Origin of the sequence: Tardiphaga sp. 285_C5_N1_2 (assembly GCF_052076065.1) — a bacterium.
Classification (GTDB): domain Bacteria; phylum Pseudomonadota; class Alphaproteobacteria; order Rhizobiales; family Xanthobacteraceae; genus Tardiphaga; species Tardiphaga robiniae.
The window spans coordinates 214,013-239,750 of the sequence record NZ_CP197241.1 but is presented as its reverse complement, the minus strand read 5'-3'; the positions used below and the strand labels follow the sequence as shown (position 1 = coordinate 239,750).

General features: G+C 62.1%; 18 protein-coding genes. 8 read left to right on the top strand and 10 right to left on the bottom strand.

The genetic code is table 11. From position 1 onward, the window contains the following. Window positions 1-111: 111 nt before the first annotated feature. Both AB7951_RS01075 and AB7951_RS01070 read left to right on the top strand, forming a co-directional pair. A complete protein-coding gene (locus AB7951_RS01075) occupies window positions 112-534 on the top strand; it encodes an organic hydroperoxide resistance protein (protein ID WP_120288035.1) in 423 nt (140 codons plus the stop codon). A 95-nt stretch (window positions 535-629) separates the two neighbouring features. After that, on the top strand, window positions 630-2,372 hold the full coding sequence (locus tag AB7951_RS01070; RefSeq protein ID WP_441255647.1) for a redoxin domain-containing protein: 1,743 nt from the start codon (window positions 630-632) through the stop codon (window positions 2,370-2,372). A gap of 9 nt (window positions 2,373-2,381) precedes the next feature. On the opposite strand, the gene AB7951_RS01065 is transcribed toward AB7951_RS01070, so the two are convergent. The 6 genes from AB7951_RS01065 to AB7951_RS01040 all read right to left on the bottom strand — a co-directional run bounded on the left by AB7951_RS01065 (window position 2,382) and on the right by AB7951_RS01040 (window position 13,960). Beyond that, on the bottom strand, window positions 2,382-3,752 hold the full coding sequence (locus AB7951_RS01065; protein ID WP_120287350.1) for a VWA domain-containing protein: 1,371 nt from the start codon (window positions 3,750-3,752) through the stop codon (window positions 2,382-2,384). A gap of 2 nt (window positions 3,753-3,754) precedes the next feature. Further along, window positions 3,755-4,702, bottom strand: a complete 948-nt coding sequence (locus tag AB7951_RS01060; RefSeq protein WP_439061975.1) for an AAA family ATPase — start codon at window positions 4,700-4,702, stop codon at window positions 3,755-3,757. A 133-nt stretch (window positions 4,703-4,835) separates the two neighbouring features. Then, window positions 4,836-5,597 carry a thermonuclease family protein gene (locus AB7951_RS01055; protein ID WP_199711975.1) on the bottom strand — a complete coding sequence of 254 codons (762 nt, stop codon included), beginning with the start codon at window positions 5,595-5,597 and terminating at the stop codon, window positions 4,836-4,838. A gap of 91 nt (window positions 5,598-5,688) precedes the next feature. Beyond that, entirely contained in the window at window positions 5,689-6,588 is a 900-nt protein-coding gene (locus AB7951_RS01050; RefSeq protein WP_120287353.1) for an EamA family transporter, read from the bottom strand. Window positions 6,589-6,698: 110 nt separating this feature from the next. Further along, the gene (locus AB7951_RS01045; protein WP_439061976.1) at window positions 6,699-12,755 is read right to left on the bottom strand and encodes an autotransporter-associated beta strand repeat-containing protein; all 6,057 of its coding nucleotides are present in this window, start codon (window positions 12,753-12,755) and stop codon (window positions 6,699-6,701) included. Between the two features lie 371 nt (window positions 12,756-13,126). Further along, window positions 13,127-13,960, bottom strand: coding sequence for a LytTR family transcriptional regulator DNA-binding domain-containing protein (locus tag AB7951_RS01040; RefSeq protein WP_439061977.1), 834 nt, complete (start codon window positions 13,958-13,960; stop codon window positions 13,127-13,129). Between the two features lie 309 nt (window positions 13,961-14,269). Here AB7951_RS01040 and AB7951_RS01035 point away from each other — a divergent pair, with 309 nt between their 5' ends. Further along, window positions 14,270-15,103, top strand: a complete 834-nt coding sequence (locus tag AB7951_RS01035) for an MBL fold metallo-hydrolase (protein ID WP_441255646.1) — start codon at window positions 14,270-14,272, stop codon at window positions 15,101-15,103. Window positions 15,104-15,139: 36 nt separating this feature from the next. On the opposite strand, the gene ubiG is transcribed toward AB7951_RS01035, so the two are convergent. Both ubiG and AB7951_RS01025 read right to left on the bottom strand, forming a co-directional pair. Continuing rightward, window positions 15,140-15,898 (bottom strand): bifunctional 2-polyprenyl-6-hydroxyphenol methylase/3-demethylubiquinol 3-O-methyltransferase UbiG, encoded by a 759-nt coding sequence (ubiG, locus tag AB7951_RS01030; RefSeq protein ID WP_120287358.1) that lies wholly within the window; start codon window positions 15,896-15,898, stop codon window positions 15,140-15,142. Window positions 15,899-15,913: 15 nt separating this feature from the next. Beyond that, on the bottom strand, window positions 15,914-16,381 hold the full coding sequence (locus AB7951_RS01025) for a PH domain-containing protein (protein WP_120287359.1): 468 nt from the start codon (window positions 16,379-16,381) through the stop codon (window positions 15,914-15,916). Between the two features lie 155 nt (window positions 16,382-16,536). Between AB7951_RS01025 and AB7951_RS01020 the strand changes: the two genes are divergently transcribed. The 5 genes from AB7951_RS01020 to AB7951_RS01000 all read left to right on the top strand — a co-directional run bounded on the left by AB7951_RS01020 (window position 16,537) and on the right by AB7951_RS01000 (window position 23,619). Next, window positions 16,537-17,790: an aspartate kinase gene (locus AB7951_RS01020; protein ID WP_120287360.1), complete on the top strand. Its 1,254-nt coding sequence runs from the start codon at window positions 16,537-16,539 to the stop codon at window positions 17,788-17,790. Window positions 17,791-18,056: 266 nt separating this feature from the next. Further along, a complete protein-coding gene (gene ptsP, locus AB7951_RS01015; protein ID WP_120287361.1) occupies window positions 18,057-20,324 on the top strand; it encodes a phosphoenolpyruvate--protein phosphotransferase in 2,268 nt (755 codons plus the stop codon). 55 nt (window positions 20,325-20,379) lie between these two features. Then, window positions 20,380-21,465 (top strand): peptide chain release factor 1, encoded by a 1,086-nt coding sequence (gene prfA / locus AB7951_RS01010; RefSeq protein ID WP_089267722.1) that lies wholly within the window; start codon window positions 20,380-20,382, stop codon window positions 21,463-21,465. An 11-nt stretch (window positions 21,466-21,476) separates the two neighbouring features. Next, window positions 21,477-22,352, top strand: a complete 876-nt coding sequence (prmC, locus tag AB7951_RS01005) for a peptide chain release factor N(5)-glutamine methyltransferase (protein WP_120288036.1) — start codon at window positions 21,477-21,479, stop codon at window positions 22,350-22,352. A 478-nt stretch (window positions 22,353-22,830) separates the two neighbouring features. Then, the gene (locus tag AB7951_RS01000) at window positions 22,831-23,619 is read left to right on the top strand and encodes a DUF4167 domain-containing protein (protein WP_120287362.1); all 789 of its coding nucleotides are present in this window, start codon (window positions 22,831-22,833) and stop codon (window positions 23,617-23,619) included. 56 nt (window positions 23,620-23,675) lie between these two features. Here AB7951_RS01000 and AB7951_RS00995 read toward each other — a convergent pair whose 3' ends face one another. Further along, on the bottom strand, window positions 23,676-24,869 hold the full coding sequence (locus AB7951_RS00995; RefSeq protein WP_120288037.1) for a hypothetical protein: 1,194 nt from the start codon (window positions 24,867-24,869) through the stop codon (window positions 23,676-23,678). A 185-nt stretch (window positions 24,870-25,054) separates the two neighbouring features. Further along, window positions 25,055-25,684: an NUDIX hydrolase gene (locus AB7951_RS00990; RefSeq protein WP_120287363.1), complete on the bottom strand. Its 630-nt coding sequence runs from the start codon at window positions 25,682-25,684 to the stop codon at window positions 25,055-25,057. Window positions 25,685-25,738 lie beyond the last annotated feature (54 nt).

Sequence of the window (25,738 nt, the reverse complement as noted above, 5' to 3'; positions counted from 1 at the left end):
GGACCCATATATATCGGATGCGATTAAATCGGAAGAGTTGACAAGAGCACCCACGCCGCTATTTATATCGCACTCGATTACATCGTACACGATACAAAAAGAAGGATGATCATGACGTCGACGACCATCGAAAAGGTTCTCTACACCGCCCAGACCCACACCACCGGTGGCCGCGATGGCGCCTCGCGCAGCTCTGACGGCCGGCTCGAGGTCAAGCTGTCGCCTCCCGGCTCGGCCGGCGCCGGCACCAATCCCGAGCAAATGTTCGCGGCCGGCTGGTCAGCCTGCTTCATCGGCGCCATGGGGCGCGCCGCCGGCAATCTGAAGGTCAAGCTGCCGGCCGACGTTGCCGTCGACACCGAAGTCGACCTTGGCACCACCGGTGGCGACTTCTTCCTGCAGGCTCGCCTCAATGTCAGCCTGCCCGGCCTCGCGCCGGACGTCGCGCGCCAGGTGGTCGATGCCGCGCATCAGATCTGCCCTTACTCGAAGGCAACGCGCGGCAACATCAATGTCGCGATCAACCTGATCTGACCCTCACCTTCTTTCGCGGACCGTCAACCGGTCCGCGGATCGCGGCGCTCCCCCGAACGGTCGCCGGCTTCACTCGTGTATTTCTGGAGATCACCGTGACGCTCTTCATCCTCGCTTATGCGGCCGGCCTGCTCACCATCGCATCGCCCTGCATCTTCCCGATCCTGCAGATCATTCTCGCCCGCGCGGACCAGCCGTTTCGCCGCAGCGGATTGCCCTTGCTGATCGGCCTCACACTGACTTTCGCGGTGGCCGCCAGTCTCGCCTCTGTCGCCGGCAACTGGGCGATCGAGGCCAATCGCTATGGCAGAACCATCGCCCTCATCGCAATGATGCTGTTCGGCCTGGCATTGCTGTTGCCGACTCTCGCCACGCGCCTGATGGCGCCGCTGGTACTACTCGGCGTGAAGCTGTCCGGCTGGGCCGGCCAGAATGATGCAAAGGCCAACCGCACGCCGGTCGCTTCGCTGCTGCTCGGCATCGCGACGGGCCTCCTCTGGGCCCCCTGTGCCGGACCGGTGCTGGGCCTGATCCTTACCGGCGCGGCACTGCATGGGCCGGGAATCGACACCGTGTTGCTGTTGCTCGCTTATGGCCTTGGTGCGGCAACGTCACTCGCCGTCGGCATACTGCTGGGCGGACGTTTGCTCGCCAAGGCCCGCGAGCTGATGCCATGGAGCGACGGCGTGCGTCGCGCGCTGGGTGGCGCAGTGGTGGTCGGCGCCATCGCGATCTGGGCCGGGCTGGATACGCGCCTGCTGACGCAACTCTCACTGCCGTCAACGACGGCCTTTGAAAGCAATTTGATCGACACGCTGCAGCCCGCACCATCCACGCAGGCCGGAACGTCCATCGGCAATGCCACACCCCATGCGTCACTGTCTGGTCCGCTCGCATCGATCGTGGGCAGTAGGCAATGGCTCAACACGTCGCCGCTGAAGGCCGAAGACCTGCAGGGCAAGGTCGTGCTAGTGAATTTCTGGACCTATTCCTGCATCAACTGCCTGCGCGTGCTGCCGCATGTGCGTGCCTGGGCCGAGAAGTATCGCGATCAGGGCCTCGTCGTGATCGGCGTGCACACGCCGGAATTCGCCTTCGAGAAGAACGTCGGCAATGTCAGCACCGCAACGACGAAGCTCGGCGTCAGCTATCCCGTCGCGATCGACAACGACTTCCGGATCTGGCGCGCCTTCAGCAACAATGCTTGGCCTGCCCTCTACTTCGTCGGTGCCGATGGTCGCATCCGTCATCCAGCGATCGGCGAAGGCAACTACGCGAGGTCCGAACAGGTGATCCAGCAGCTGCTAGCGGAAGCCGGCCACAAGCCAACTGTTGAGGTTACGAAGGTCCGTGCGGAAGGCACGCAAGTCGCCGCGGATGAGGAGCAACTTCGTTCTTCGGAGACCTATCTCGGCTATACGCAGGCCACCGGCTTCACCTCGCCCGGCGGCGCACGCGAAGACGTGCCGAGTCTCTATCGCGGCATCGACATGCTACCTCTGAACCGCTGGACGCTAGGCGGCACATGGACCATCGGCCGCGAATATGCACAGCTCGACGATACGTCAGGTCGCATCGCCTATCGTTTCCACGCCCGCGACCTGCATCTGGTTCTCGGCCCAACACGGGACGGCAAGCCGGTGCGTTTCCGCGTGACCATCGATGGTGCGGCGCCCGGCGCCAGCCACGGCACCGATACCAATGCGGAGGGGTATGGAACCGTGACGGATGCGAAGCTGTATCAATTGGTGCGGCAAGTTGGCGGCATCACCGACCGCACATTCGGAATCGAATTCCTCGATCCCGGCGTACGGGCCTATGCCTTCACCTTCGGTTGATGGCGACGACTATTGATAGGTCGCCACGATATCGGCGACGGCGCGCTCGAGTTGCTGCGCCGTCGCGCATTGGCGCACGACATTACAGAAGGTCGCGTAGCGCGGCATTTCGGAATCGCCGAAGCCCCAGCCCATCCGTCCTTCCGGATTGAGCCAGACCAGCCGCTTCGAACGCTCGCCGATGCGGCGCAAGATGTCGGCGCGCGGATCGAGATTGTTGCTGCGGGCATCGCCGAGCACAATGACCGTGGTCTGCGCCGTGATCGCGCTCATGAAACCCTTCTCGAAATCGACGAAGGAGCGACCATAGTCGGACGAGCCGTAGCCAACCGACGACATGATCTGCTTCATCGCCTCTTCAGGTTTGTTTTTCTCCAGGACTTCACTGACTTCGATCAGGTTGCCGGAAAAAGCGAAGGAGCGCACATCGGACACCACTTCATGCAGGCTGTGGATCAGCAGCAGGAAGAAGTCGGAGACCTGCGCAACCGAGCCCGAGACATCGCAAATAGCGACGATCTTCGGTTTGTCACGATGACGGCGCTTCCATGCCGTCATGAACGGCACGCCGCCCCATGCAGCATTGCGACGAATGGTGCGGCGGACATCGAGATGGCCACGGCGCTGCCGTTTGCGCGGCTTGCTGAAGCGCTCGCGCAGCCGCCGCGCGATCTGCCGGATCAGAACGCGCATCTGCGCGATCTGCCGCTGTTCCAGCCGCGCCATCGGCGCATTGCGCAGGATCTCATTGCGCAACGCCTCTTTCTCCTCGCGGCCATAGAGCAGCAGCGCCTGCGCGACCATTTCGCTGACGGTCTCGCGCAGGCTGCCGAGCGCCGTTGCAAGCCGTTCTGCATCTGCTGGATTGCGGGTCGTGAGCGCATCGATGTCGTCGCGCAGTTGCGCGATCCCGAGCTGCTCGAGCACCCGGCTGGCAAACAGCCCCCGCTGGGTGAAGACACGGATGTCGGTCAGGCCGGCGGCATTCGATGCGTTTGAAAGCGCCGCGGCAATAGCGGCGCGGTCCTGCGCCAACAGCATTTGCGCGAGCGAACCGAGTTCGGTCGAAGCCTGTGCCGACGCGGTGCCTGCCACGGCGTCGGTTCCGCTCTCGCTTGCCCCCTCGCCAATCTCGTCGTCATTTGCCGCGGACGGCGCGTCGAACTCAGGATGGGTGAAGAACGTATCGAAACAGGCAGCAAGCGCCGCTTTCTCTTCGCCGGACTTCGCCATGGTCAGCAGCAGCGCATCGCGCAGGATGGCGCGATCGGCGGGGCCCACTTCAGCGGCGGCACGCATCGCATCGATACTTTCGGCAGGCGAAATCCTGACACCGGCGCCCCGCGCCGCCCGAAAGAAGCGATGCAGCGTGTCGCGCATGGCTAACCGAACACGCCCTGCCGGTCGGCCTTGGCAACGAAGCCCGAGACCTGCGGCAGTGTCGCTTCGATATCGCCTTCGTATTTCAGCAGCACGTTGAGCGTATCCTTGACCATCTCGTGGCCGAGTTCGGACGCACCGAGCAGCACCAGCACCTTGGCCCAGTCGATGGTCTCACTGACCGACGGGAGCTTCTTCAGGTCCAGCGTGCGGACCTGATTGACGAAGCCGACAAGCTGCTTGCGCAAGGTGGTGGACACGCCGGGTACGCGAGTCTCGACGATGCGCTCTTCGAGCTTGGGCTCGGGAAAGCCGATATGCAGATGCAGACAGCGGCGCTTCAACGCATCGCCAAGATCACGTTCGCCGTTCGAGGTCAGGATCACGGTCGGCGGTACGATGGCTACGACGGTGCCGAGCTCGGGGATCGTAACCTGGAAGTCGGACAGGATTTCGAGCAGCAGTGATTCGAATTCGGCGTCGGACTTGTCGATCTCGTCGATCAGAAGCACGCAGCCCATCGGCTGTTCCAGAGCGCGCAGCAACGGACGCGGCTCGACGAACTCCTTGGAGAAGAACACGTCGCCGAAATCATGCAGCTGCTCCAGCGCCTTGTCGAGCGTATCGGCACCGCCCAGCACTTCGCCGAGCTTGTCTTTCAGGATCTGGGTGTAGAGCAGCTGCTTGGCGTATTTCCACTCATACAGTGCCTTGGCCTCATCGAGGCCCTCATAGCACTGCATGCGGATCATCTCGAGGCCGCGCGAGGCGGCGATCGCTTTCGCGAGTTCGGTCTTGCCGACGCCGGCCGGGCCTTCGACCAGGATCGGTTTCTCGATCTTCTCGGCGAGATAGACAGCGGTGGCGATCTGCCGGCTGGCAATATAGCCGGCAGAGGCCAGGCTGCGCTCAACGGCTTCGATCGATGCTGAACTGGTATTCTCGGCCACGCGCTTCACTCCGGATTTCGCATACCGGAATAAGCCCCTTAAACAGGTTTTGGGCGCACGCGCCCGGCTCATTTCGGCGTCTTGATTTGCTACGTGGTTCAGCCCGCGGCGTCCAGCGCCACCGGCTCATCGCTCAGTTGCGGCGACTGGGGGCCTGACAGTTGAGCGCCTTGCGGTACCCCGCGGCGCGGGCATCGTCCTCGCTGCAGAACCAGCGATCCGGCTTCGGCTGGGTCGCATAATTCTGGCACTGGGGGATGAGATAGACACCGACATGTCCGGTAAACTTGGCGCGGCGAACCTGTTTCGCCCGGATATTGCAGCCCGACGGCATCGTGAGATCGGTGGGGAATAGCGCCGCGCGCAACTCTTTGTCCTTGTCGCTCCGGCAGGCCGAGCCGAGCAATGGGCTGTCGCTCGCCTTGCCGCGGAACTCCGCGGGCGTCACGAAGCACCCGCGCCACAGCCCTTGGCGCTTGTCCTTGGCAGCCGTCTCATCGGACTTGAAGCTGGTCTTGGCGCTTGCGTTGTCCGACGGTTCGATGCTCACCGCATAGCCCGATTGGATCACCGCCTGATTGAGACTACTCGTCTCGCCAACGACACTGCAGAGACCAGCGCGACGGTTCTTGTAGATCTTGTCCTCGCCAAGGTCCTCGCAGCGAACCTCGCGCTTGCCGATCAGTTTCACCAGCTGGTCCCTTGCCTCGATGCCGCAGGCCCAGTTGTCGGCATGTTCATCGACACAGGGCTGATCGACCTCCGGCGCGTCCAGGCCGGCAAGCTTGTAGGCGACATTGCCGATCTGGATCGTATCGCCGTCCTTGACGATGGCTTCGACCGCCGAGGCCGGGTTGGCGACAAGCAGCAGGAAGAGCAGGGACAGGATGCGCATCAATCTGGTCTCGGGATCGGCACGGGAGGGCTTCGATCAGTCCTATCGCAGCATGCGCGCCCACGAAAGAGACATCACACGCACTGCGCCGTCACACCGCAACCAGCATCGCCACGCCGACGACAATCAGCGCGATCCCCGACAATTCGCGAGCGGACAACGGCTGTTTGAACGAATAATAGGCGACGGCCTGCGCGAACAACACCTCGACCAGCGCCAGTGTCCGCACATTGGCGGCGGCCGTAAGTGCAAAGGCCAGGAACCAGAATTGCGAGGCGGCTGCGCCCATGAAGCCGGCCAGCATCGATGGCTTCCATAGGCCGAGGATGTCGCTCAACACCTTGGGGGCACGGGCCAGCAGATAGATGGTCAGGATCAAGGTCTGCACGAATAGTGCCCAGACCAGCGCATAGGACGCCGCCGTGACGAAACTGACACCGGGCACCGTGATGATGGCGCCGCGAAAGCCGACGGCCGACAGCGCAAAAGCCGCCGCCGCGACCAGCCCGAGGACGGTCGGCCGGATGCTGGCGATGTTGCGCGTAGCACCGGGCCGCAGCGCCGTGACGACGACTCCGATGGTCGCAATCAGGATCGCCGCGACCTTCAGCACCGTCAGATGATCGCCGAGAAAGACGAAACCGAAAATCGCGGTCTGGATCGCCTCGGTCTTGAGATAGGCCGTAGTCACCACAAAGGAGCGATCATTCATCGCTGCCAGCATGAGCCCTGTGGCAAAGATCTGGCTCAACGCGCCGAGTAGCAGCCACGGCCAGAATTCGGCTGATGGCCATGGCACCTTGTCGCCCGTCGCCACGATGATCACCACGAAAAAGACGATCGAAAACGGGAAGCCGAACAGAAAACGGATGTTGGTGGCGCCCCAGGTCCCGAGCGGTCCGGTGAGCGAGCGCTGCATGGCATTGCGCGCCACCTGCCCCAGCGAGGCGATGATAGTGAAGGGGATCCAGAGCGAGGCGATGGTGAACATGAGGCAAGATGGTCCGCGAGCGATGGCGCGGAACCTGACTGCGTCACGCCGCAGGGTCAAGCGGCCTGCGCCCATGCCTGCGATGCGATCGCGACCGCCTCGGACGTGGCTTACCAGACCAAGCGCACGACGCCCTTGCCGGCATGGCTGCGGGTGAGGTTGGAGAACTCGCCCTCATAGGTCGCCGCGACCGACAGCCCGCTTCCGAGCATGACCTCCGCACTCGCGCTGGTCAGCGCAGCATCGGGTGCCATCGCCGCGCCGTTCACGATGAAGCTCGCGCCAGGCAGCGACTGGAACGAGGCCTGCGCGACGCGATCGCGATTGAAGTCATGCGCCCATGCGGCGCGCCCACGCAGCGTGAGCAACGCCTGATCTAAAGCGAAGGATTTGTCGGTGCGGAGGCCAAGTTCGCTACGCGTGGCAGTGACGTTGCGTCCGGTGTAACTAAGCGCGAAATCATCGCCGCCGGAGACAAGCGTCTCTGCATAGGCTGGCAGGTCGATATTCGTAACCTGGCCCGCGGCATAAGGCGTCAAACCCACGCCGCCAAGCCACGGCAGCACGCTCCGACGGCCAGCTTCGGCGCGCGCCGAGAAAGCGTGCGCGGTGAAGTTCGCGCGCAGCCGGTCGGCATCGACGATGGTCACCAGCCGTTCCGTAGTGATGTTCTGCCATCCGTAGGCGAGCGCAGTTGTGATATAAGCGGAGCCTTGGTGATGGCGGATGAAGCCACCGATCTGGAACAGGTCCGAATGACCTGAACCGAGATTATCCGACAAGCCGAAGCTGGTGCCGCCGCCAGCCGCGGCGAAGCCGGCAAGCGTCTGCGGCGACAGCCAGGTATCGGCACCGACGGCAATGCCGCCGATCCGGCTACTGCTATTGTGCGAACCAACGACCGTATTGCCGTCGGTCGCCTGACCACCACCGAAGCCCGCAGCCCAGACGTTCCAGCGCGCTTCGAAGCTCACCGCCACAGGTGGCGCTTTGGTGATCGCACCGTAGGCGTCGCGCCAGGACGTCGGTGAACGATCGGCCGCCGCGAAGGCATTCGAAGCTGTGTTCACGGTTGCGAGGCCGCGATTGGCAGCGAAGGGATCGGTCAGCACGCCCATGAACTGCGTCATGGCCTGCACGGTGTTCTGTTGCACGCCGGTCGAGAGTTCGCCCGACGATTGCGTCAGATCTTCCGGCGCCATCGCGCCGAGCGCATAGGGGATGCCGCCATGGCTGCCAAAATAGGCATTCAGCGACGAGGCGATGTTGTTCTGATTGATGTTGAGACCAGTCAGCTTCAGATCGACATTGAGATAGACGTTTTGAGCATCGTAGCTCAGCGTCGTGATGAACGAAGGTGGTTCATCGCTGACGATATTCGGGCTGAACGTGCCCATCATGCCGCCTGCGGCGTTCAAAATGGTATAGCGTTCACGCACATAGGCCGCGGGATCGAAGCTGACGCGAACGCCTGCATTGTTGAGCGACGCGGTGCCTGTGACATTGGTCCGATCCGCCGCCGAGCCAGATACCTCGACCATGTAGCTCGAAGCAGCGGCAAACGTCAGATTGCCTTGTACGGACAGCAGCCCGACCGAATTTCCGGGCGACAGCATGCCGCCATCTTGGATCTGTGTGGTGCTGACGATGCCGTTGCCGCCGAGCGTCGCGCCGCGTTCGACGCTCACCAGCGACGACGCGGCAATCGAGCCGTTGACGCTGAGCGTTCCGGCCTTGACGGCGGTGGCGCCCGTATAGCTATTGAGTCCGTCGAGGCGCGTAATGCCCAAGCCGCTCTGCGTGAATGAACCGCTGCCCGAGATCGCGCCCGCCAATATCAGCAGCCCATCGCGCTTCGCGACAAGTTCTCCATTGTTGATGACATTGCCGATGATCGATCCTGTGAAACCACCATCACCGATCTGCAAAATGCCCTGCGTGATCTCCGTGCCACCGCTGTAAGTATTGTCTGCCGTCAGGACCGTCGTGCCGGTGCCGGCATGCCGGAACATGCCACTGCCGGAGATCGTGCCGCCGAACGTATAGACGTCGGAGCGGAAAATCTGGAACGTGCCGTTGTTGATGACATCGCCAATGATAGAGCCCGCCGTGCTGCCAGTGCCGAGCTGCAGCGTACCGGCAGAGATCAACGTGCCGCCGCTGTAGGTGTTGTCATTGCCAAACGCCGTAAGGCCTGCGCCGACTTGGATGAAAGCGCCGGGACCGGAGATGACGTCGTTATAGGAGAAATTATCGGATCGGTTGAATGCCAGAATACCATTATTCGTGACGTTACCGGCTAGTGTGCCGGTGGTGCCGCCATTGCCGATCTGCAGCGTACCGGCATTGATCGTCGTGCCGCCGCTAAAAGAGTTGGCGCCTGCCAGGACCAACGTGCCCCAGCCATCCTTGGTCAATGCGCCGGCGCCCGAGACACTTCCTGTGGTCGTGAATGTCGTTCCGAACAGCGTCTCGATTGTGCCATTGCCGAAAAGCACGATACTTCGCGCGGACGCGATATCGGCCAACGTCAGCAGCGTACCACCCGAGAGCGTCAGCGTGCCCGTGCCGAGATTAGCGTCCGCGATAACTGCAACAGCGCCGCCGGAAACTGTCGTGCCACCCGTGTAAGTATTCGCTCCAGACAACAGCAGCGTGCCGCTGCCGGTCTTCACGAGACTGCCGCCGACACCGGTGACGGTGCTTGCGATGACCGTATCGCTTGCCTGATTGAGCGTCAGTTGTGCGCTTGCAAGCGCAATCTCGCCACCGAAGCCGATCAGCGAATGCGTCGAAGTGTTGTAGCTGTTGAGATCGAGCTTGCCGCCATAGACGATCACGTCACTGCCGTTGGGCAGCGCACCGGAAGCGCCAAGCTGCAGCGTGCCAGCTTCGAGTAGCATGCCGCCAGTCCAGCTGTTGGTATTGGCCAACATCAGAGTGCCGTCGCCGGCCTTGATCAAGCTGCCGGTGCCGGACACCGTACCGGTGAGCACCAGCGCCGTTGCGGCGTCGGTATCAATCTCGCCTATGCCGAGTAACGATACGTTCCGCGCCGAGGCGATGTTTGCAGTCGTATGCAAGATGCCGTTGTCGAAGGTGAGACCGCCGGTTGCAGCGCCGAGATTTGCATTCGACGAAATCTGCAGCGTGCCGCCGCTGATGGTCGTGCCGCCAGCATAGGTGCTGGCGCCAGCGAGTACGAGCGTGCCGCCACCCGTCTTGTTCACACCACCGGCGCCTACAATCGGAGCCGAAATCGTCGCCGTCTCGCCGGACAGAACACGCAGCTCACCAATACCGTCCGAACCGCCCAGCGCGGTTGGCCGCAGTTCGCCAGTGCCTTGAACAAGGTTGTAGAGACCGCCGACGAATTGCAGCCCATAGAATTTCTGCGATCCATCTATCGTGACCGTGCCGCCCGGGCCGTTGAAGACGCCATAAATGGATCCCCACTGGGTATTGGCAACGCCGGCCAAATCAAACCAATTGTTGTTGAGCGCATTCCAGGTTCCGCTGCCACCCGCGGTGCCGCTCGACGCATCATCCCAACGTTGAAGGATGTCGGTGCCGTTGGGCGAAGCAATGAGATCGACCACATGGAGCCGCGAGCTGTCGATCGAATAGGTGACGGGGAACAGCCCCGAGATCGGGGGCGTCGTGCCGATGGTCAATCCGGAGATTGACGAACCGCCGGTGTAGTTGATCATACGATAGTAACCGACCGCAGGTTCGCCCGTACCACTGATATTAAAGGTTACATCGTGGAGCGAAACATCGCCATTGACGAAGACACTCGCTGATGTTGTCGAGGCTGCTCCGTTCGAGAAATGACCCAGATTGAAATCAAAGGCGCTGCCGGCAAGCATTGACAGGTTGCCGTTCACCGTCAGACGACCCGTGCCATCAGGCGCGAGGGTGCCACCATTGAGCACCGTGGCGGCTCCGACGGAGCCATTGCCGGTGAGGCGTCCACCCGCATCGATATTGACCGTGCCACCGAGTTGTCCGGTCACGCCAAGTGTTGCGCTCAGGATTTCCGTGGTGCCCGTAAAAGCAGCACTGCGACCGGATAGGATCGTGGTGCCTGACAGCACATTGATCGCGCCATTGCCGGTGATCAGACTGTTGAAGAAATAGTCGCCGCTCGTATGGTTGAAATTGAGCGTGCCGCTTTGTGCAAGTTCAACCGGGCCTGTCACAACACCAGGCGCCAGAGCCGCTGCCCCCGGCTCGGATCCGATATTCAACGCACCGCTGACACCGGAGGCACCTACTTGAATCGTACGCGCTTTCGCAACGCCCCCATTACTCACCGTCAGCGCGCCGACGGACGCTGCGCCGATCTTCAGGGTCTGGGCATCGAGCGTCGACCGGATGCCATCGACCTTCACCGTGCCATGCGCGACATAAGACGCATCGTTGCCAATTGAAGCGGTAGCTGCAGTCACATGCATGCCGTCGGCAATCAGGAGCGAGCCGTTGCCGCGATAGCCGACGAACAGATTGGTATTGAGCCACGATGCGCCTGGGCCAGAGACGGTGACATTGGCATCGGTGCTGCTGTCATAGCCGACATAGCCATTGGCCGTCGTCAGTCTGGCGCCGCCAGCAAAGGCCAGGCTGCCGGCATTGGCGTGCAAATCGCCGGCGAAGGATGCCGATATCCCCGAAAGCGTCCAGACGGCGTCGCCATTTTTTTCCAGCACCGAGAAACCCCGATACTTCGTGCCCAATCCGGAGAGATCGAAAGTCGCGTCCTGATTGCCACCCAACGCAAAGACATTGGGATTGCTCGCATCCGAGCCGGCGACGACATCGCCTGTAATGTTCGCGCCGGACCATAACTCCAGCCTGTTGCCGCCGCCGGAGAACAGAATCGCCGCAGCGCGCGATCCGTCGACGTTTCGCCCACCCTCGATCGTCCCGGCCGCAACGACCGTTATGCCGGCGCTTTGCCCAAGGATGGCGACTCCCGCCGCTCCATTCGCACCGGCGTGACCGTTGCTTCCATTGCCGAGCTCCCAGCCGCCGCCGCCCGGGCCGGCTGTCCCGCCCGCTCCGGCATCGCCGCCCTGCACCAGTCCACCATTGTCGACGCGCACAGTGCCCGGGCTCGCCAACACGACGCCGGTGCCGCCGGCACCGCCGTTGCCGCCATTGCCTCCATTGCCGCCGGAAACGCCTTGGCCACCCGATCCACCCGCCCCGCCGGTCCCGCCGGTCCCGCCGAACACCGAGGCGCCGCTTCTAATGACGGTCATACGAGCGCTTTCGACGACGATGCCGGCGCCGCCATTGCCACCATTGCCTCCACTGCCGCCATCGCCGCCGACGCCGCCGTCGGTCGCGGTGGTGATGCAGGGCGGCTGTCCGCCCGGGCAATAGTTACCGATACTATCCGGCGCGCCCGTGCCTCCATTGCCGCCGGCGCCACCCCAACCGCCCGAACCACCTTTGATAGCGGGAGCGAGCGTTTCCAGGGTTTGTCCGGATGCGTAGAGGCCTATTCCGCCGCCGCCGCCCCCACCCCCACCTCCACCGCCGCCGCCGTAGCCGGGGGCCATGAAGGTTCCGTAATAGGCCACAACACCATCGCCACCATCGGCGGCGGCTCCGCCACTGCCACCTGCGCCGCCCGCAATGAACTGGTTGCCCGGAACGAACGACCCGCTGAATATCGCGCCGGTGCCGCCACCGCCGCCACCGCCGCCACTGCCGCCGTCATGGCCCATTCCGTGAAACCAGTTGCTGCCATCTCCACCCTTGAGCCGCTGGGGACGCTTCCCGGGCGATCCCGCGCCTCCCTGGATTTGACCGCCTGGGAGTTGCGAGCCGTTGAAGCCCAGATTTCCACCCTGGCCGCCGTCTCCCCCTCCACTGGCATGTGCACCACTGCCACCCTTGCCGCCATTGCCGATATAAGCGTTCTTCAGCGACTCGTTCTTGGCATTCCTGCCGCCACCGCCGCCGCCGCCGCCTCCATTGGCGGGGTCGATCACACCGCCTATTCCGCCCGCTTTCGGATTGCTGGATGCATGCGCTCCGCCATTTCCGCCGACGCCCGAAGCCTGCGCATGAACCGCTTGCGACGAGGCAATCGCCGCGACCATCAGCACCGGACCCGCAAGCGACAACAGCGACAGCATCATGGCTGTCGACGACATCAATGTGTTAGCATGGCGCGCGCCGGTGCCACTGCTCGTACTCGAGCCGCTGCGGCACGCTGCGCTGACGACTGAAAATACCGGGAGCTTCACGATCCAACTCCAGCTCGCAGATCCACGCGAGCGAAGTTCCATGAGACACGCGATCGCATGACGAGTCGCAATCAAAGATCGACGAATCGACCTATAGGTTCGACGAACGCCCTGCAGCTTTTTCGCGTGTTGAAATGCAGCAACACACAACGCGGAAAATACTCAACACAATGACGTCGCTAACGATTTGTTAAGTCGTGATCAGCACGCGATTGATAGCAATCGGCACGTGGAATGTGAGTCGCTAACGTGCTCGCATTCATCTCGCTTGGTGTCGTTCAAACGCCAAGGTGCGCACGTAGCTCAGCTCGGCCGGCGCGCGACACCGGCCAATGGTCTTCATAATCATGCAAGCGCAATTGCCATGCCCCGCTCGACCGGCGCACGACCTCGCGCACGAACTGATGATTGACGACGGCCGTGCGATGAATACGAACGAACCAGCCCGGCGGGATCAGGCCCAGCCACTGTGTCAGCGGCCTTGGATCGAGCACCATCGCGCCATCTACCAGCCACACCTCGGTATAGTCTTTCGACGAGCGCAGGCCGACGATTTCGGTCAATGGCGTGCCGAGAATGCCATGCGCGCGGCGTAGGTAGATCAGCGCGCGATACGCAGCCTGAGAATCTTCCCCACCAGAGGTGATCGGCGACCGGCCATAGCGCGCCGCCGCGATGAGGTCGGCACAACGAAACAGATCAGCAATTTCATCTGACCACCGGCGCGGCGCTGCGACCGCATCGAAACCGATGCAGGCGACGAGCCTACCGTCATGAAATACCGGCACGCTGAGTACGCTTTTGTTGTTCTGCCGGATAAACTCAGCGCGCAACGCACCGGCGCTGCGTGGCAGTGCCTCGATGTCATTGACCATCACAGCCTGCCCCAAGACCAGCCGTTGATGCAGCCAGCCGATCATGGTGACCGGCACATGCTGCAGATCCTGCACAAAGGATCCGACCCCACCGCGACTCCACTCATGGGTGTTGCGAAAGCGCAGATGGTCGGCGTCGTATTCGAACATCCATGCGCGATCTGCTTCGGCGTCCGCGCCTATGACTTGGAGTAACTCGGCAATCGCCGCATCAAGCGGCCGCGTCAGCAGCAGCATCGCCGTGTCGAACACCCAGCCCGATCGCGATGCCGCAACACGATCATCGCGGCTGACGAATTCCCAGGGCGGGGCTGAATCGGATGACAACTGCAATGCTCGCGGTAGTGATCTCAAGACCTACCCAACCATCTTACCTTCGGCAACGTGTCAATCCCTGCAGCATGACGACTATTCCATCGCGGCATCCGAGCATCCACATCATGCGATGCGCCGCGATCTTGGGCAGTGTCCGGCGCCACAACCGGCATTGCAGCGTCCGCTTTTGGCGATACATTGAGGCAAAGCGCATTCGGAGACTGCCGGCTCATGCTGCGATTTCTGCCTGTCGTCCTCGGCACCCTGACTTGTTGGATAATGAGTTGGGTCGTTACACCGGCACTCGCGCAAAATGCCCCGCGCGGCAGTGAGTGTCTGGCAATGGCCACACGGCCACCACTCGCGGTTCCGGTTAGTTTGCGCCGGACTGCGGCGAAGGCCGATCAAGTCTCCATCACCTATGCCGGGCACTCCACCTATTACATCGACACACCCGGCGGCGTGACTATCGCCACCGACTATAACGGCATCTATAAGCTCGATCGCATCCCGGACGTGGTGACGATGAACCGGGCCCACAGCACCCATTACACGCTGTATCCCGACCCGCGCATCAAGACGGTATTGCATGGGTGGGGCGAGAGTGGGCAGCCGGCGCAGATCCATGAGCGCATCGGCGACGTGCTGATCCGCAACGTCACGACGGACATCCGCCGTTACTATGGCGATGACGCGGGCGGCGAGATGGTGAAGGACGGCAATTCGATCTTCATCTTCGAGGTTGCCGGCCTGTGCATCGGCCATCTCGGCCATCTGCATCACAAGCTCGACGAGAGTCACTTCGCCGCGATCGGTCGCCTCGACATCGTGATGGTGCCGATCGATGGCAGCTACACAATGTCCCTCGACGGCGTATCCGAGATCACCAAGCGGCTGCGCGCTTCGGTGGTGCTGCCCATGCATCGCTTCATGACACCGCTCAGCGACTTCATGACGAAGATCGGAAAAGATTTCGAAATCGACCAGCGCAGCGCCCAAACGCTGACGATATCACTCAATGCGCTGCCCAAGGCACCCACGGTGATTATTCTCAACGGGGTTTGACGACCTGTCGAGACGGGGACAGGCGGAACAGAAACGCTAGACCTCTTCCGCGACCACCATATAGTTCACGTCCATATCGGACGACAGCGTCCAGCGATCGCCGAGCGGATTGTAGACCACGCCTGATTGTTCGGTGATTTCCAGCTTGTTGCGCGACAGATGATGCGCGAGTTCGTCCGGGGTGACGAACTTGTCCCACTGATGGGTGCCTCGCGGCAGCCAGCGCAGCACATATTCGGCGGCGACGATGCCGAGCGCAAAGCTCTTCCAATTTCGGTTCAGCGTTGAGACCACCATCAGGCCACCGGGCTTCAGCATCGACGCGCAGCGATCGAGGAAAGCACCAACATCGACCACATGCTCGATCACTTCCATCGCCAGCACGATGTCGAAGCGCTCACGCACGTCCATCTCCTCGACGGTGGTGCAACGATAATCGATCGACAAATGCCCTTTGTCGGCGTGCAACTTGGCCGCGGCAATATTGGTGGCGGAGGGATCGATGCCGATCACCTGTGCGCCGAGTCGCGTGAACGGCTCACACAGCAGACCAGCCCCGCAACCGATATCGAGCATGCGCAAGCCACTCAGGCAATTCAGGCTGCGAACATTGCGATCGAACTTGCGGCAGGCGGCGTCGCGAATATAGGTCAGGCGCAGCGGGTTGATCTTGTGCAGCGGCGCCATCTTGCCGCGCGGGTCCCACCACTCCTCCGACAGCTTCGAGAATTTCGCGACTTCGCTGGCATCGACAGAGGATGCGGAAGCGTCCGAGTAGTTTGCTTGCATGGCCATTGTGAAGCCGTTGTCCTATCGCGCTGTGATGTGGCTGCGAAATGCGAGTGGCGACGCGATCATCTTGATGACTTCTTCATCATCACCCATGTTCTCGATGGCGATGTCACCATAATTCAAGATGCGTCCCAGAATGCTCTGATTGACGCTGACGCTCGCGACCTTGTCGATACTGATCTCGAAAGTCTTGCGCGTGATGAAGCCTTCCTTGTGCACGACCCGCAGCGTGGTGACATCCGTCTCGGTCGTCCAGCGCTGGAACCAGCCCTTCATCGACCAGTACAGCGCCGCGAAGGCCACTACGGCCGAAGATGCCAGGCAGAGCAGAACAAGGGTTTCGTTGATCGCGTAACGCGTCAGGACCAGCAAAGCCGCGGAGACAATCCAGGCCGCGATGGCCGGGACATAGACCACCCAGTGCAAGTTGCTGGAATACAGCACCTTCTCGCCCGGCTGCAGGATATCGTCGATATAGCGCCCCATAAACCGTCCAAAATGCCCTGTCTCGGTGCGTTCTAAGGGACCAGGAGCCCGGGTTGCTTGCCCCCACCCTGGCCGCTATGTATACGCGCGTTTTCGCCCGCGTGCGTAGTGCGCGGTATCTTTACCCACTGTCGTCAGGGAATGCACCACTCGTCATGGGCCGGCTCGTAATGAAATTCGGCGGTACGTCCGTCGCCAACATCGACCGCATCCGCAACGTCGCGCAGCACGTCAAACGCGAGGTCGATGCCGGTCATGAGGTCGCGGTCGTGGTGTCGGCGATGTCGGGCAAAACCAACGAACTGGTGGCCTGGTGCACCGAAGTGTCGCCGATGCATGACGCCCGGGAATACGACGCCATCGTCGCGTCCGGTGAGCTCGTGACCGCCGGCCTGCTGGCGATCGCGCTGCAAACCATCGGCATCCAGGCGCGCTCCTGGCAGGGCTGGCAAATCCCGATCAAGACGTCGGACGCCCATGCCTCGGCCCGAATCGACGAGATCGACGGCGATAAGCTCATCAAGCGCTTCAAGGAGCGCAAGGAAGTGGCCGTCATCGCCGGATTCCAGGGCATCCATGCCGAAACCGGCCGCGTCACCACACTCGGCCGCGGCGGGTCCGATACCTCGGCAGTGGCAATTGCCGCCGCCGTCAAAGCCGACCGCTGCGACATCTATACCGACGTGGACGGCGTCTACACCACCGATCCGCGCGTCGTGCCGAAGGCACAACGCATGAACAAGGTGGCGTTTGAGGAAATGCTGGAACTGGCGTCGCAGGGCGCCAAGGTCCTGCAGGTCCGCTCCGTGGAACTCGGCATGACCCACAATATGCCGATTTTCGTGCGCTCAAGTTTCGACAGACCCGAAGACATCGACCCGCACGGCACCCCGCCGGGCACGCTGATCTGCAGCGAGGAGGAAATCATGGAAAGCCACGTCGTTACCGGAATCGCCTTTTCCAAGGACGAGGCCCAGATTTCCGTCCGCCAGATCGAGGACAAGCCGGGCGTCGCTGCCTCGATCTTCGTGCCATTGGCCGAAGCCAACATCAATGTGGACATGATCGTCCAGAACGTCTCCGAAGACGGCAAGACCACGGACCTGACCTTCACCGTCCCGGCCACCGACTATGCCCGTGCCAAAGAGACCATCACGGCGGCCAAGGCCAAAATCGGCTATGCCCGCATCGACAGCGCGACCGATGTCGCCAAGGTCTCGGTTATTGGATCGGGCATGCGCAGCCATGCCGGCGTCGCCGCGCAAGCCTTTGCCGCCCTTTCCGAGCGCCAGATCAATATTCGGGCAATCACCACGTCCGAGATCAAGTTCTCGGTCCTGATCGATACAGCCTATACGGAACTGGCGGTTCGCACCCTGCACACGCTGTATGGTCTCGACAAAGCGTAGAAAATTTTTCCTGAAACATCCGTTATTTTGATGTGAACGGTGTGTTTCTTGTCTGGCAGGTGTTTTGCTTGGCAAAACAAGCCTCAATTCGCTATACGGCCTGCATGGGCAGCCGTTGCGGCTGAGGGCGCCGTTTCGGACAATCTGATACGGTTCTGTCGCTGCGCCTCTTGTTGCGCGGCGGTGCAAATTCTATTGTTTTCTGAGGCTTAGCGTCGGCGCACGGCTTTTGTCAGGTGTCGGCCTCGTGGGGAGGGTGTCGGCACATGCGGAGCGCGTCGGGTGGCCCCCGAGTCTTGCTGAGACGGCTCCGCGAAGTGATGGCGGAGCAGGTCAGCGCTCAGGAACGCCTCGACAAGATCGTGGTGCTGATCGCCGCCAATATGGTGGCGGAAGTCTGCTCGACATACGTGCTGCGCGTCGACAATACACTCGAGCTCTACGCCACCGAAGGCCTCAACCGCGACGCCGTCCACCAGACCGTGCTGAGCTCCCATGAAGGCCTGGTCGGCCTGGTCGCCTCCGAAGCCACGCCGCTCAATCTCAACGACGCGCAGAGCCATCCGGCGTTCTCGTTCCGCCCGGAGACCGGCGAAGAGATCTATCACTCGTTCCTAGGCGTGCCGATCCTGCGCGCCGGCAATACGCTCGGCGTGCTGGTAGTGCAGAACCGCGCCAAGCGCACTTATGTCGAGGAAGAAGTCGAGGCACTGCAAACCACCGCCATGGTGCTGGCCGAGATGATCGCCTCCGGCGAGCTATCGGCGCTGGCGCAGCCGGGCGCCGAGCCCGCTGCGCGGCATTCCCTGCACAAGACCGGCGCTATCCTTTCCGATGGCATCGCGCTCGGACATGTAGTGCTGCACGAGCCGCGCGTCGTCATCACCAATTACATCGCCGAAGACCTGCCGAAGGAAATCAAACGGCTGGACACCGCGCTGACCAAGCTGCGCTCGGACCTCGACCGCATGCTGGAACGCGGCGACGTCGCCGACGGCGGCGAGCACCGCGATGTGCTTGAAGCCTATCGCATGTTCGCCAATGACCACGGCTGGTCGCACAAGCTGCACGAAGCGGTCGCCACCGGCCTCACTGCGGAAGCCGCCGTCGAACGCGTGCAGTCCGATACCCGTGCGCGCATGCTGCGTTCCACCGATCCCTATCTGCGCGACCGGTTGCACGATCTTGAAGATCTCGGCCATCGCCTGATGCGGCAGCTGGTCGGCCAGGATCACGCGCCGTCGCGCGAACAGATGCCGGACAATGCGATCCTGATCGCACGCGCGATGGGCCCAGCCGCCCTCCTCGACTACGATCGCAAGAAGCTGCGTGGCCTGGTGCTGGAGGAAGGTACGGCTAATTCGCATGTCTCGATCGTGGCGCGCGCGCTCGGCATTCCCGCGATCGGCGAAGTCGCAAATGCGCCGGGCATTGCTGATCCAGGCGACGCCGTCATCGTCGATGGCACCTCGGGCTCGATCTATATTCGGCCCTCCGCCGAGATCGAATCCGCTTATGCCGAACGCGTGCGGTTCCGCGCACGGCGACAGGCGCAGTATTCAGCGTTGCGCGACCTTCCCTGCGTCACCAAGGACGGCCAGAAGGTCGACCTGCTGATCAATGCCGGCCTGATCATCGACCTGCCGCATATCGACGATACCGGCTCGGCGGGCATCGGCCTGTTCCGTACCGAACTGCAATTCATGGTCGGCGAAAGCCTGCCCCGCTCCAGCGATCAGCTGGCGCTGTATCGTGCGGTGCTCGATGCTGCCGGCTCCAAGCCGGTGACGTTCCGCACCCTCGACATCGGTGGCGACAAGGCGCTCCCTTACATGGAGACCATCGTCGAGGAGAACCCGGCGCTAGGCTGGCGCGCGATCCGTCTTGGCCTCGATCGACCCGGCTTGCTGCGCGGCCAGATCCGCGCATTGCTGCGCGCCGGCGGCGGCCGCGCGCTGCGCATCATGTTCCCGATGATTTCGGAAGTGGCCGAATTCGATCAGGCCAAGGCGATCATCGAACGCGAGCTGACTTATTTGCGCCAGCACGGTCATGCCCTACCCGAGCGAATCGATGTCGGCACCATGATCGAGGTGCCTGCGCTGGTCTATCAGCTGGACGAACTCCTGAAGAAGGTCGACTTCGTCTCGGTCGGCTCCAACGACCTGTTCCAGTTCCTGTTCGCTGTCGACCGCGGCAATGCCAAGGTGTCGGAACGCTTCGATACGCTGTCGGCGCCGATCCTGCGCGTACTGCGTGAGATCGTGCAAAAGGGCGACGCCGCCAAACGTCACGTCTCGCTGTGCGGCGAGATGGCCTCGCAGCCGATCGGCGCGCTGGCGCTGATTGGCATGGGCTATCGCTCGCTGTCGCTGTCGGCCACCGCACACGGCCCCGTGAAGGCAATGATTCTCGACCTCGATGCCAAAAAGGCCGAGGCGCTGATGACACAACTGCTCGACGCCCCCTCGGGCAGCGTCTCGATTCGGCAGAAGCTCACCGAATTCGCTGAGGCCGAGGGACTGTCGTTGTAGCGAGGCTCTGCCCGTACGACGCGCTTCCCCTTTCCGCGATCTCCGAGATTCCACGATGTCCCTGCTGCCCGAAACCAAACTCGACGTACTCCTCGCACATCACGCCTCGCTCGAGGCACAACTGATGGGTCAGGTTAGCGCCGAGAATTATGTGAAGATGACGCGCGAGCTGTCCGAGCTCAATCCGCTGATCGACGCGGTGAAGACCTATCGCGGCGCGCTTGCAGAGCTCAAAGATATCGATGCGATGATCGCCGATACTTCGACCGATGCGGAGATGCGCGAGATGGCGCAGGCCGAGCGCCCGGCGCTGGAAGAACGCATCGAGGCGCTGGCGCAGGAAATCCGCGTGGCGCTGCTGCCGAAGGATGCGATGGACGAGCGCAACGTGGTGCTGGAAATCCGTGCTGGCACCGGCGGCGACGAGGCTTCACTCTTCGCCGGCGACCTGTACCGGATGTATGAGCGCTTCGCGGCACTGGCCGGCTGGAAGGTCGAGGTGATTTCGGCGTCCGAAGGCACCATGGGCGGCTATAAGGAAATCATCGCCGAGGTGAAGGGCCGCGGTGCTTTCGCCAAGTTGAAATTCGAATCCGGTGTACACCGCGTGCAGCGCGTGCCCGATACGGAGACTCAGGGGCGCATTCACACGTCGGCGGCAACGGTCGCTGTCATGCCCGAAGTCGAAGAAGTGGATATCGACATCAAGCAGGACGACCTGCGCATCGACACGATGCGCGCCCAGGGCGCCGGCGGCCAGCACGTCAACAAGACCGAATCAGCGATCCGCATCACGCATATCCCGACCGGCATCGTGGTGATGATGCAGGACAGCCGCTCGCAACATAAGAACCGCGCTTCGGCGATGAACATCCTGCGCTCGCGCATCTATGACGCCGAGCAGCAGCGTATCGATTCCGCCCGCTCGGCTGAGCGCAAGGAGAAGGTCGGCTCCGGCGACCGCTCGGAGCGCATCCGCACCTATAACTTCCCGCAGGGCCGCGTCACCGACCACCGCATCAATCTCACGCTCTACAAGCTGCCGCAGGTGATTGCCGGCGAAGCACTGGGCGAACTGGTCGATGCGCTGACGACAGAGCATCAGGCTGCACAACTCGCTGCCCAGGGCGACGCGGCGTGAGCGCCGGCGACATGTTCGCCGGACAGAGCGTCGAGAACGCACGACGCTCATTGACCAATCTGCTCCGCACCCACAGCATCAATTCCGCTGAACTCGACGCGCGCTTGCTGACAGGCGACGCGCTCGGACTCGATCTGACCGGGTTGATCTCGGCTGCGAATCGCATCTTGACGTCCAATGAAGCGGCCCAACTTGCCCGCTTCGCACAGCGCCGCATCGATGGCGAACCCGTGGCCCGTGTCCTAGGCACGAAAGAATTCTGGGGCCTGCCGCTGCAGCTATCGCCCGACACGCTGGTGCCCCGTCCCGATACGGAAACCCTCGTCGAGGCGGCGCTCGAACTTCTCGATGCGGCTGGTCCGCGCGACCGTCCGCTTGTGATCGCCGATCTCGGCACAGGCTCCGGCGCAATCCTGCTGGCGCTGCTTTCGGAGTTAACCAACGCCACAGGCATTGCGACCGACATCAATCTCGACGCCCTGCGAACGGCTCGCTCCAACGCTGCGCAACTCGGCTTGATCGAGCGCGCCCATTTCGCTGTCTGCGACTATGCCTCAGCCCTGGCCGGCGGCTTCGACCTGATCGTCTCCAATCCGCCCTATATTCCCTCGGCCGACATTGCCGACCTCGACATCGAGGTGCGCGACCACGACCCGCTCCGCGCCTTGGATGGTGGAAAAGACGGACTAAATGCCTATCGAACCATCGCCCCCGAAGCCGCCCGGTTGCTGGTGCCCGGCGGCCTCCTGGTGGTCGAGGTGGGCCACGACCAAAGCGACGATGTCGCCGGTCTGATGACGGTGTCCGGGTTGACCCTGCCGGGGCCGGCCAAAGCCGATCTGGGCGGCATTCGCAGGGCGGTATCGGGACAAAAAAAGCCCCGATAAAGCCTTCTTGCGACAGAAAAAACCACTTGGAATATCCCCGGGGAGCGACTACCTTCCTGTCACAACATCGGTTCAGGGTTGGCTCGCCCCGTAGATTTACGGCAGGAAGCCAGAATTCTCGCTAGAGAGCCCGTCCGGGTGAAAGGTTCCAACAGGCAGGTTTGGTTGAGCGCGATGGCTGAGAGAGCTGCGCTGCTCGCGACCGCAAAGCGAACGAAAGCCTGATATTGCGCTTTAAACTTCACGCACAGAAGCCTGACCTTGTTTCGGCAGGTGGGTGATTTGGTCCGGCTGGCATGGTCAGCGGGCGGTTGGGGAACGCGTCTTTGTTGAACGCGAATGACGGCAAGATCGATGCAGCAAAGGTCTGCACGACGATTCGGGCGCTTCACGCGTCCGCATCCCGCAATGTGCTGCGGCAATCATCTCTTTGAAACATAGCTCTGTGACACTCTGGATCGATAACTGAAGGCGACACATGCGAAACGGTCAGAACAACAACAACAAGCGGATGCGGAACAACAACAACCGCAACAACAATAATAATAGCAACAATAACAATCGGCGCGGCCAGAACCCGATGACCCGGGTCTTCGAATCGAATGGCCCCGACATCAAGATCCGCGGTACCGCCTCCCACGTCGCAGAGAAGTACGTCCAGCTCGCCCGCGATGCACGCAGCTCCGGCGATCCCGTTGCTGCCGAGAACTACTATCAGCACGCCGAGCACTATTTCCGCCTGATCGCCGCCGCGCAGGAGCAGTTCCGGCAGAATCAGCCGCAACCGCGCACCGAAAACGAGATGCCGCCTGAGGACAACGATGACGAGAGCGAGAGCTACTCGAACTTCGGTGCCGAGCCCGGTTTCGTGCCGGTACAACAGCAGCCCTTTGCGCAGCGCGAGCAGCCTCCGCAGCGTGAGGGTGGTCAGCCCTATCAGCAGCGCGGCGAACAGCCCTATCAGCCCCGCGAGAACAATAATCGCGAACACCGTCAGCAGAATCAGCCGCAGGGCCAGCCGCAATATCAGCCGCAACCGCAGCCGATGATGCCGGTCGGCGATGGTGTCGATCGTCTGCCTTCTTTCATCACGGGTGGTGCGCAGCCTCAGCCGGGTGCTGCTCCAGGCGGCTTCGAACAGAATGCTGGTGGAGAGCGCTTCCCGCCGCGTCGTCGCCGCCGTCCGCACGGTCCTCGCCCCGACGTTGCTGCAGCTGGCGCGCCGGCAGAAGCACCAAGCGACGATTTCAATCCGGGCAACTCATAAGCCCAGCCGCTCTCCGGCGAGAGAGCGCACATCACGAGGCTTAGATTGGCCGTGGCTCAAAAAGCCGCGGCCAATTCTTTTGCGCCTGGTAAATTGCTGTTGCTGTCCATCCGCGCGTTGGTGACTGCAAGTAGCTTGGCCACGGTATTGTGGCGGATCGCCACCGGATTGCGCTCATACCCGCCACGCTGGAAGAAGTTCGCCGTCGGCACCTGTTCGCGCATCGCTAGCGGCATGGTCACCATATCGAAGCCGTTGCCATCGCCAGTGAGATTCATCATCTCAAGCTCGGCTGCGCTGAGCGGGCGATCAAACCCACGGGCGCGGGCAAAATTCACTGACGTCAGTAGTTTGTGGACCTGCAATTGCGGGCCGATATCCATGTCCAGCACCAGCGCATGCATGGCCCAGCCCTGCGGGGTCGTGCCAAGCTTCTCAAGAGCGCTCCAGTTTTGTGGAACAGTGCGCACAGTCGCCTGCATGCGCTTGAAGACCGCAATCTTGTGATCCATCGCCTTACGCTGCGGGCCCGAGAGCGTCGATGCCTTCTCGGTCAGAACTTTCAAAATCTGAGGCCCCTGTTCGGCAACGAGCGTCGTCGTATTGGCTGTGAGCAGCTGATTGTAGCCGATAGCGGTGGAGATCGCGCGAGACCCCGGACGTGACGGGTTCAGGCCCGACTGCATGTCATGGCCGCCATTGCCACCGGTCTCGAAGGAATAGACGCGTACCGCAATGTCGCGTGTCAGCCCGGCCTGCAGGGCGGCACGAGCATAAGCGCGCTTGAACTCCATCTCATTGGCAGGCCGCTGCGGCACGAACTGAAATTGCTCCCTCGCCGCCGCGAGGAAATCCGCCACCACCGGAAGATCCTTGCGGACGCGCGGATCGCTATCCTCGGGCTCCGGATTCACCGGACGTTTTGGTCCTTCATAAAGCGGCGCCTGTTCCAGCACGTAGTCATTAAGCGTGATCTGCTGGCGGTCGCGGCGCTTGGCATTGCGGATTTTTCGCTTCTCAGAGATTGCATCCCAATAGGCACTGGCCTCCTGATCGAAGGCCGCGCGCGCTTCCTGATATTCCGCAAGCTTGCGTCGGTATTCTGCGACGGCCTGCGGCGAGGCGCCCTGCGCCATCGCATTGGCAACGCCTGCCGGTAATTGGGCGGAATCCAGCGCATAAGCGACCGGCATGAACAAAAATACCGCGAGCGGGACAGTGGCAGTAAAGGTGCGAATCAAATGAGACATGGGACCTGTCGAGATGGCCGCCGGCATAGCCGGCAATGCAGAGGAATGAGGCGGGACGCCGCCCCGCGCCCGTCCCAGGCGGGTCAAACATACCCCGCTTAAAATGACGTTGGATGAGTTTGGTGAACAATGTCTTTCCAAGGCCGGACGCTGCCTGCGCTGACACGTCGCGCCGGGGAGCAGAATCACTTCCAGGCGAAGACCGGCTGCTCCAGCTCGGCCACACGGGTGGTGCGCCCCGCAAGAACTTCGCTGAACTGATAGATCAACGCGGCGGTCGGCGCGTGAATAAAGTGGCCGAAATGGCTGTAGCGGATCAGACGCCGGTCGCTCTCGGGAATGGCAACGAAATCGAACGCCTGCGGCCGCGCGATCTGCGACAGCGCAATGCGATGAACCGAGGCGACCTCATCGGGGTTCGGCATCAATTGAACGCTGTCGTGCGCCCACATGACGACAGGCGTGATCAGATAGCCGGAGCGGGTCGGGTAATCGTCGAGGACACCGACGACATCGTCCCGCGTAAGCTGCAGACCGAGCTCCTCATGCAACTCGCGGATTGCCGCCTGCACGGGCGTCTCGCCGGGATCGCAGCGACCGCCAGGAGGTGCCCATTGATTACTGTGAGCGCGCAGACCGGACGCGCGTAACGTCAGCAACAGCGAGGTCTCCAATTCGGGCGCCGCTTCAACCATCACCAGGGCCACCGCCGCACGCTTCAGCCCCGAAGCGTACTGGCCCTCGTCGATCCGCGTGAATGCGGCCAGGCGATTCTCGATCATTGTTCGGGTGGCGGCATTGAACGGCAGGATCATCCGCGATTGATAGCACAGTCACGGATGATCCAACAAAGTCGATAAATTCAGCGC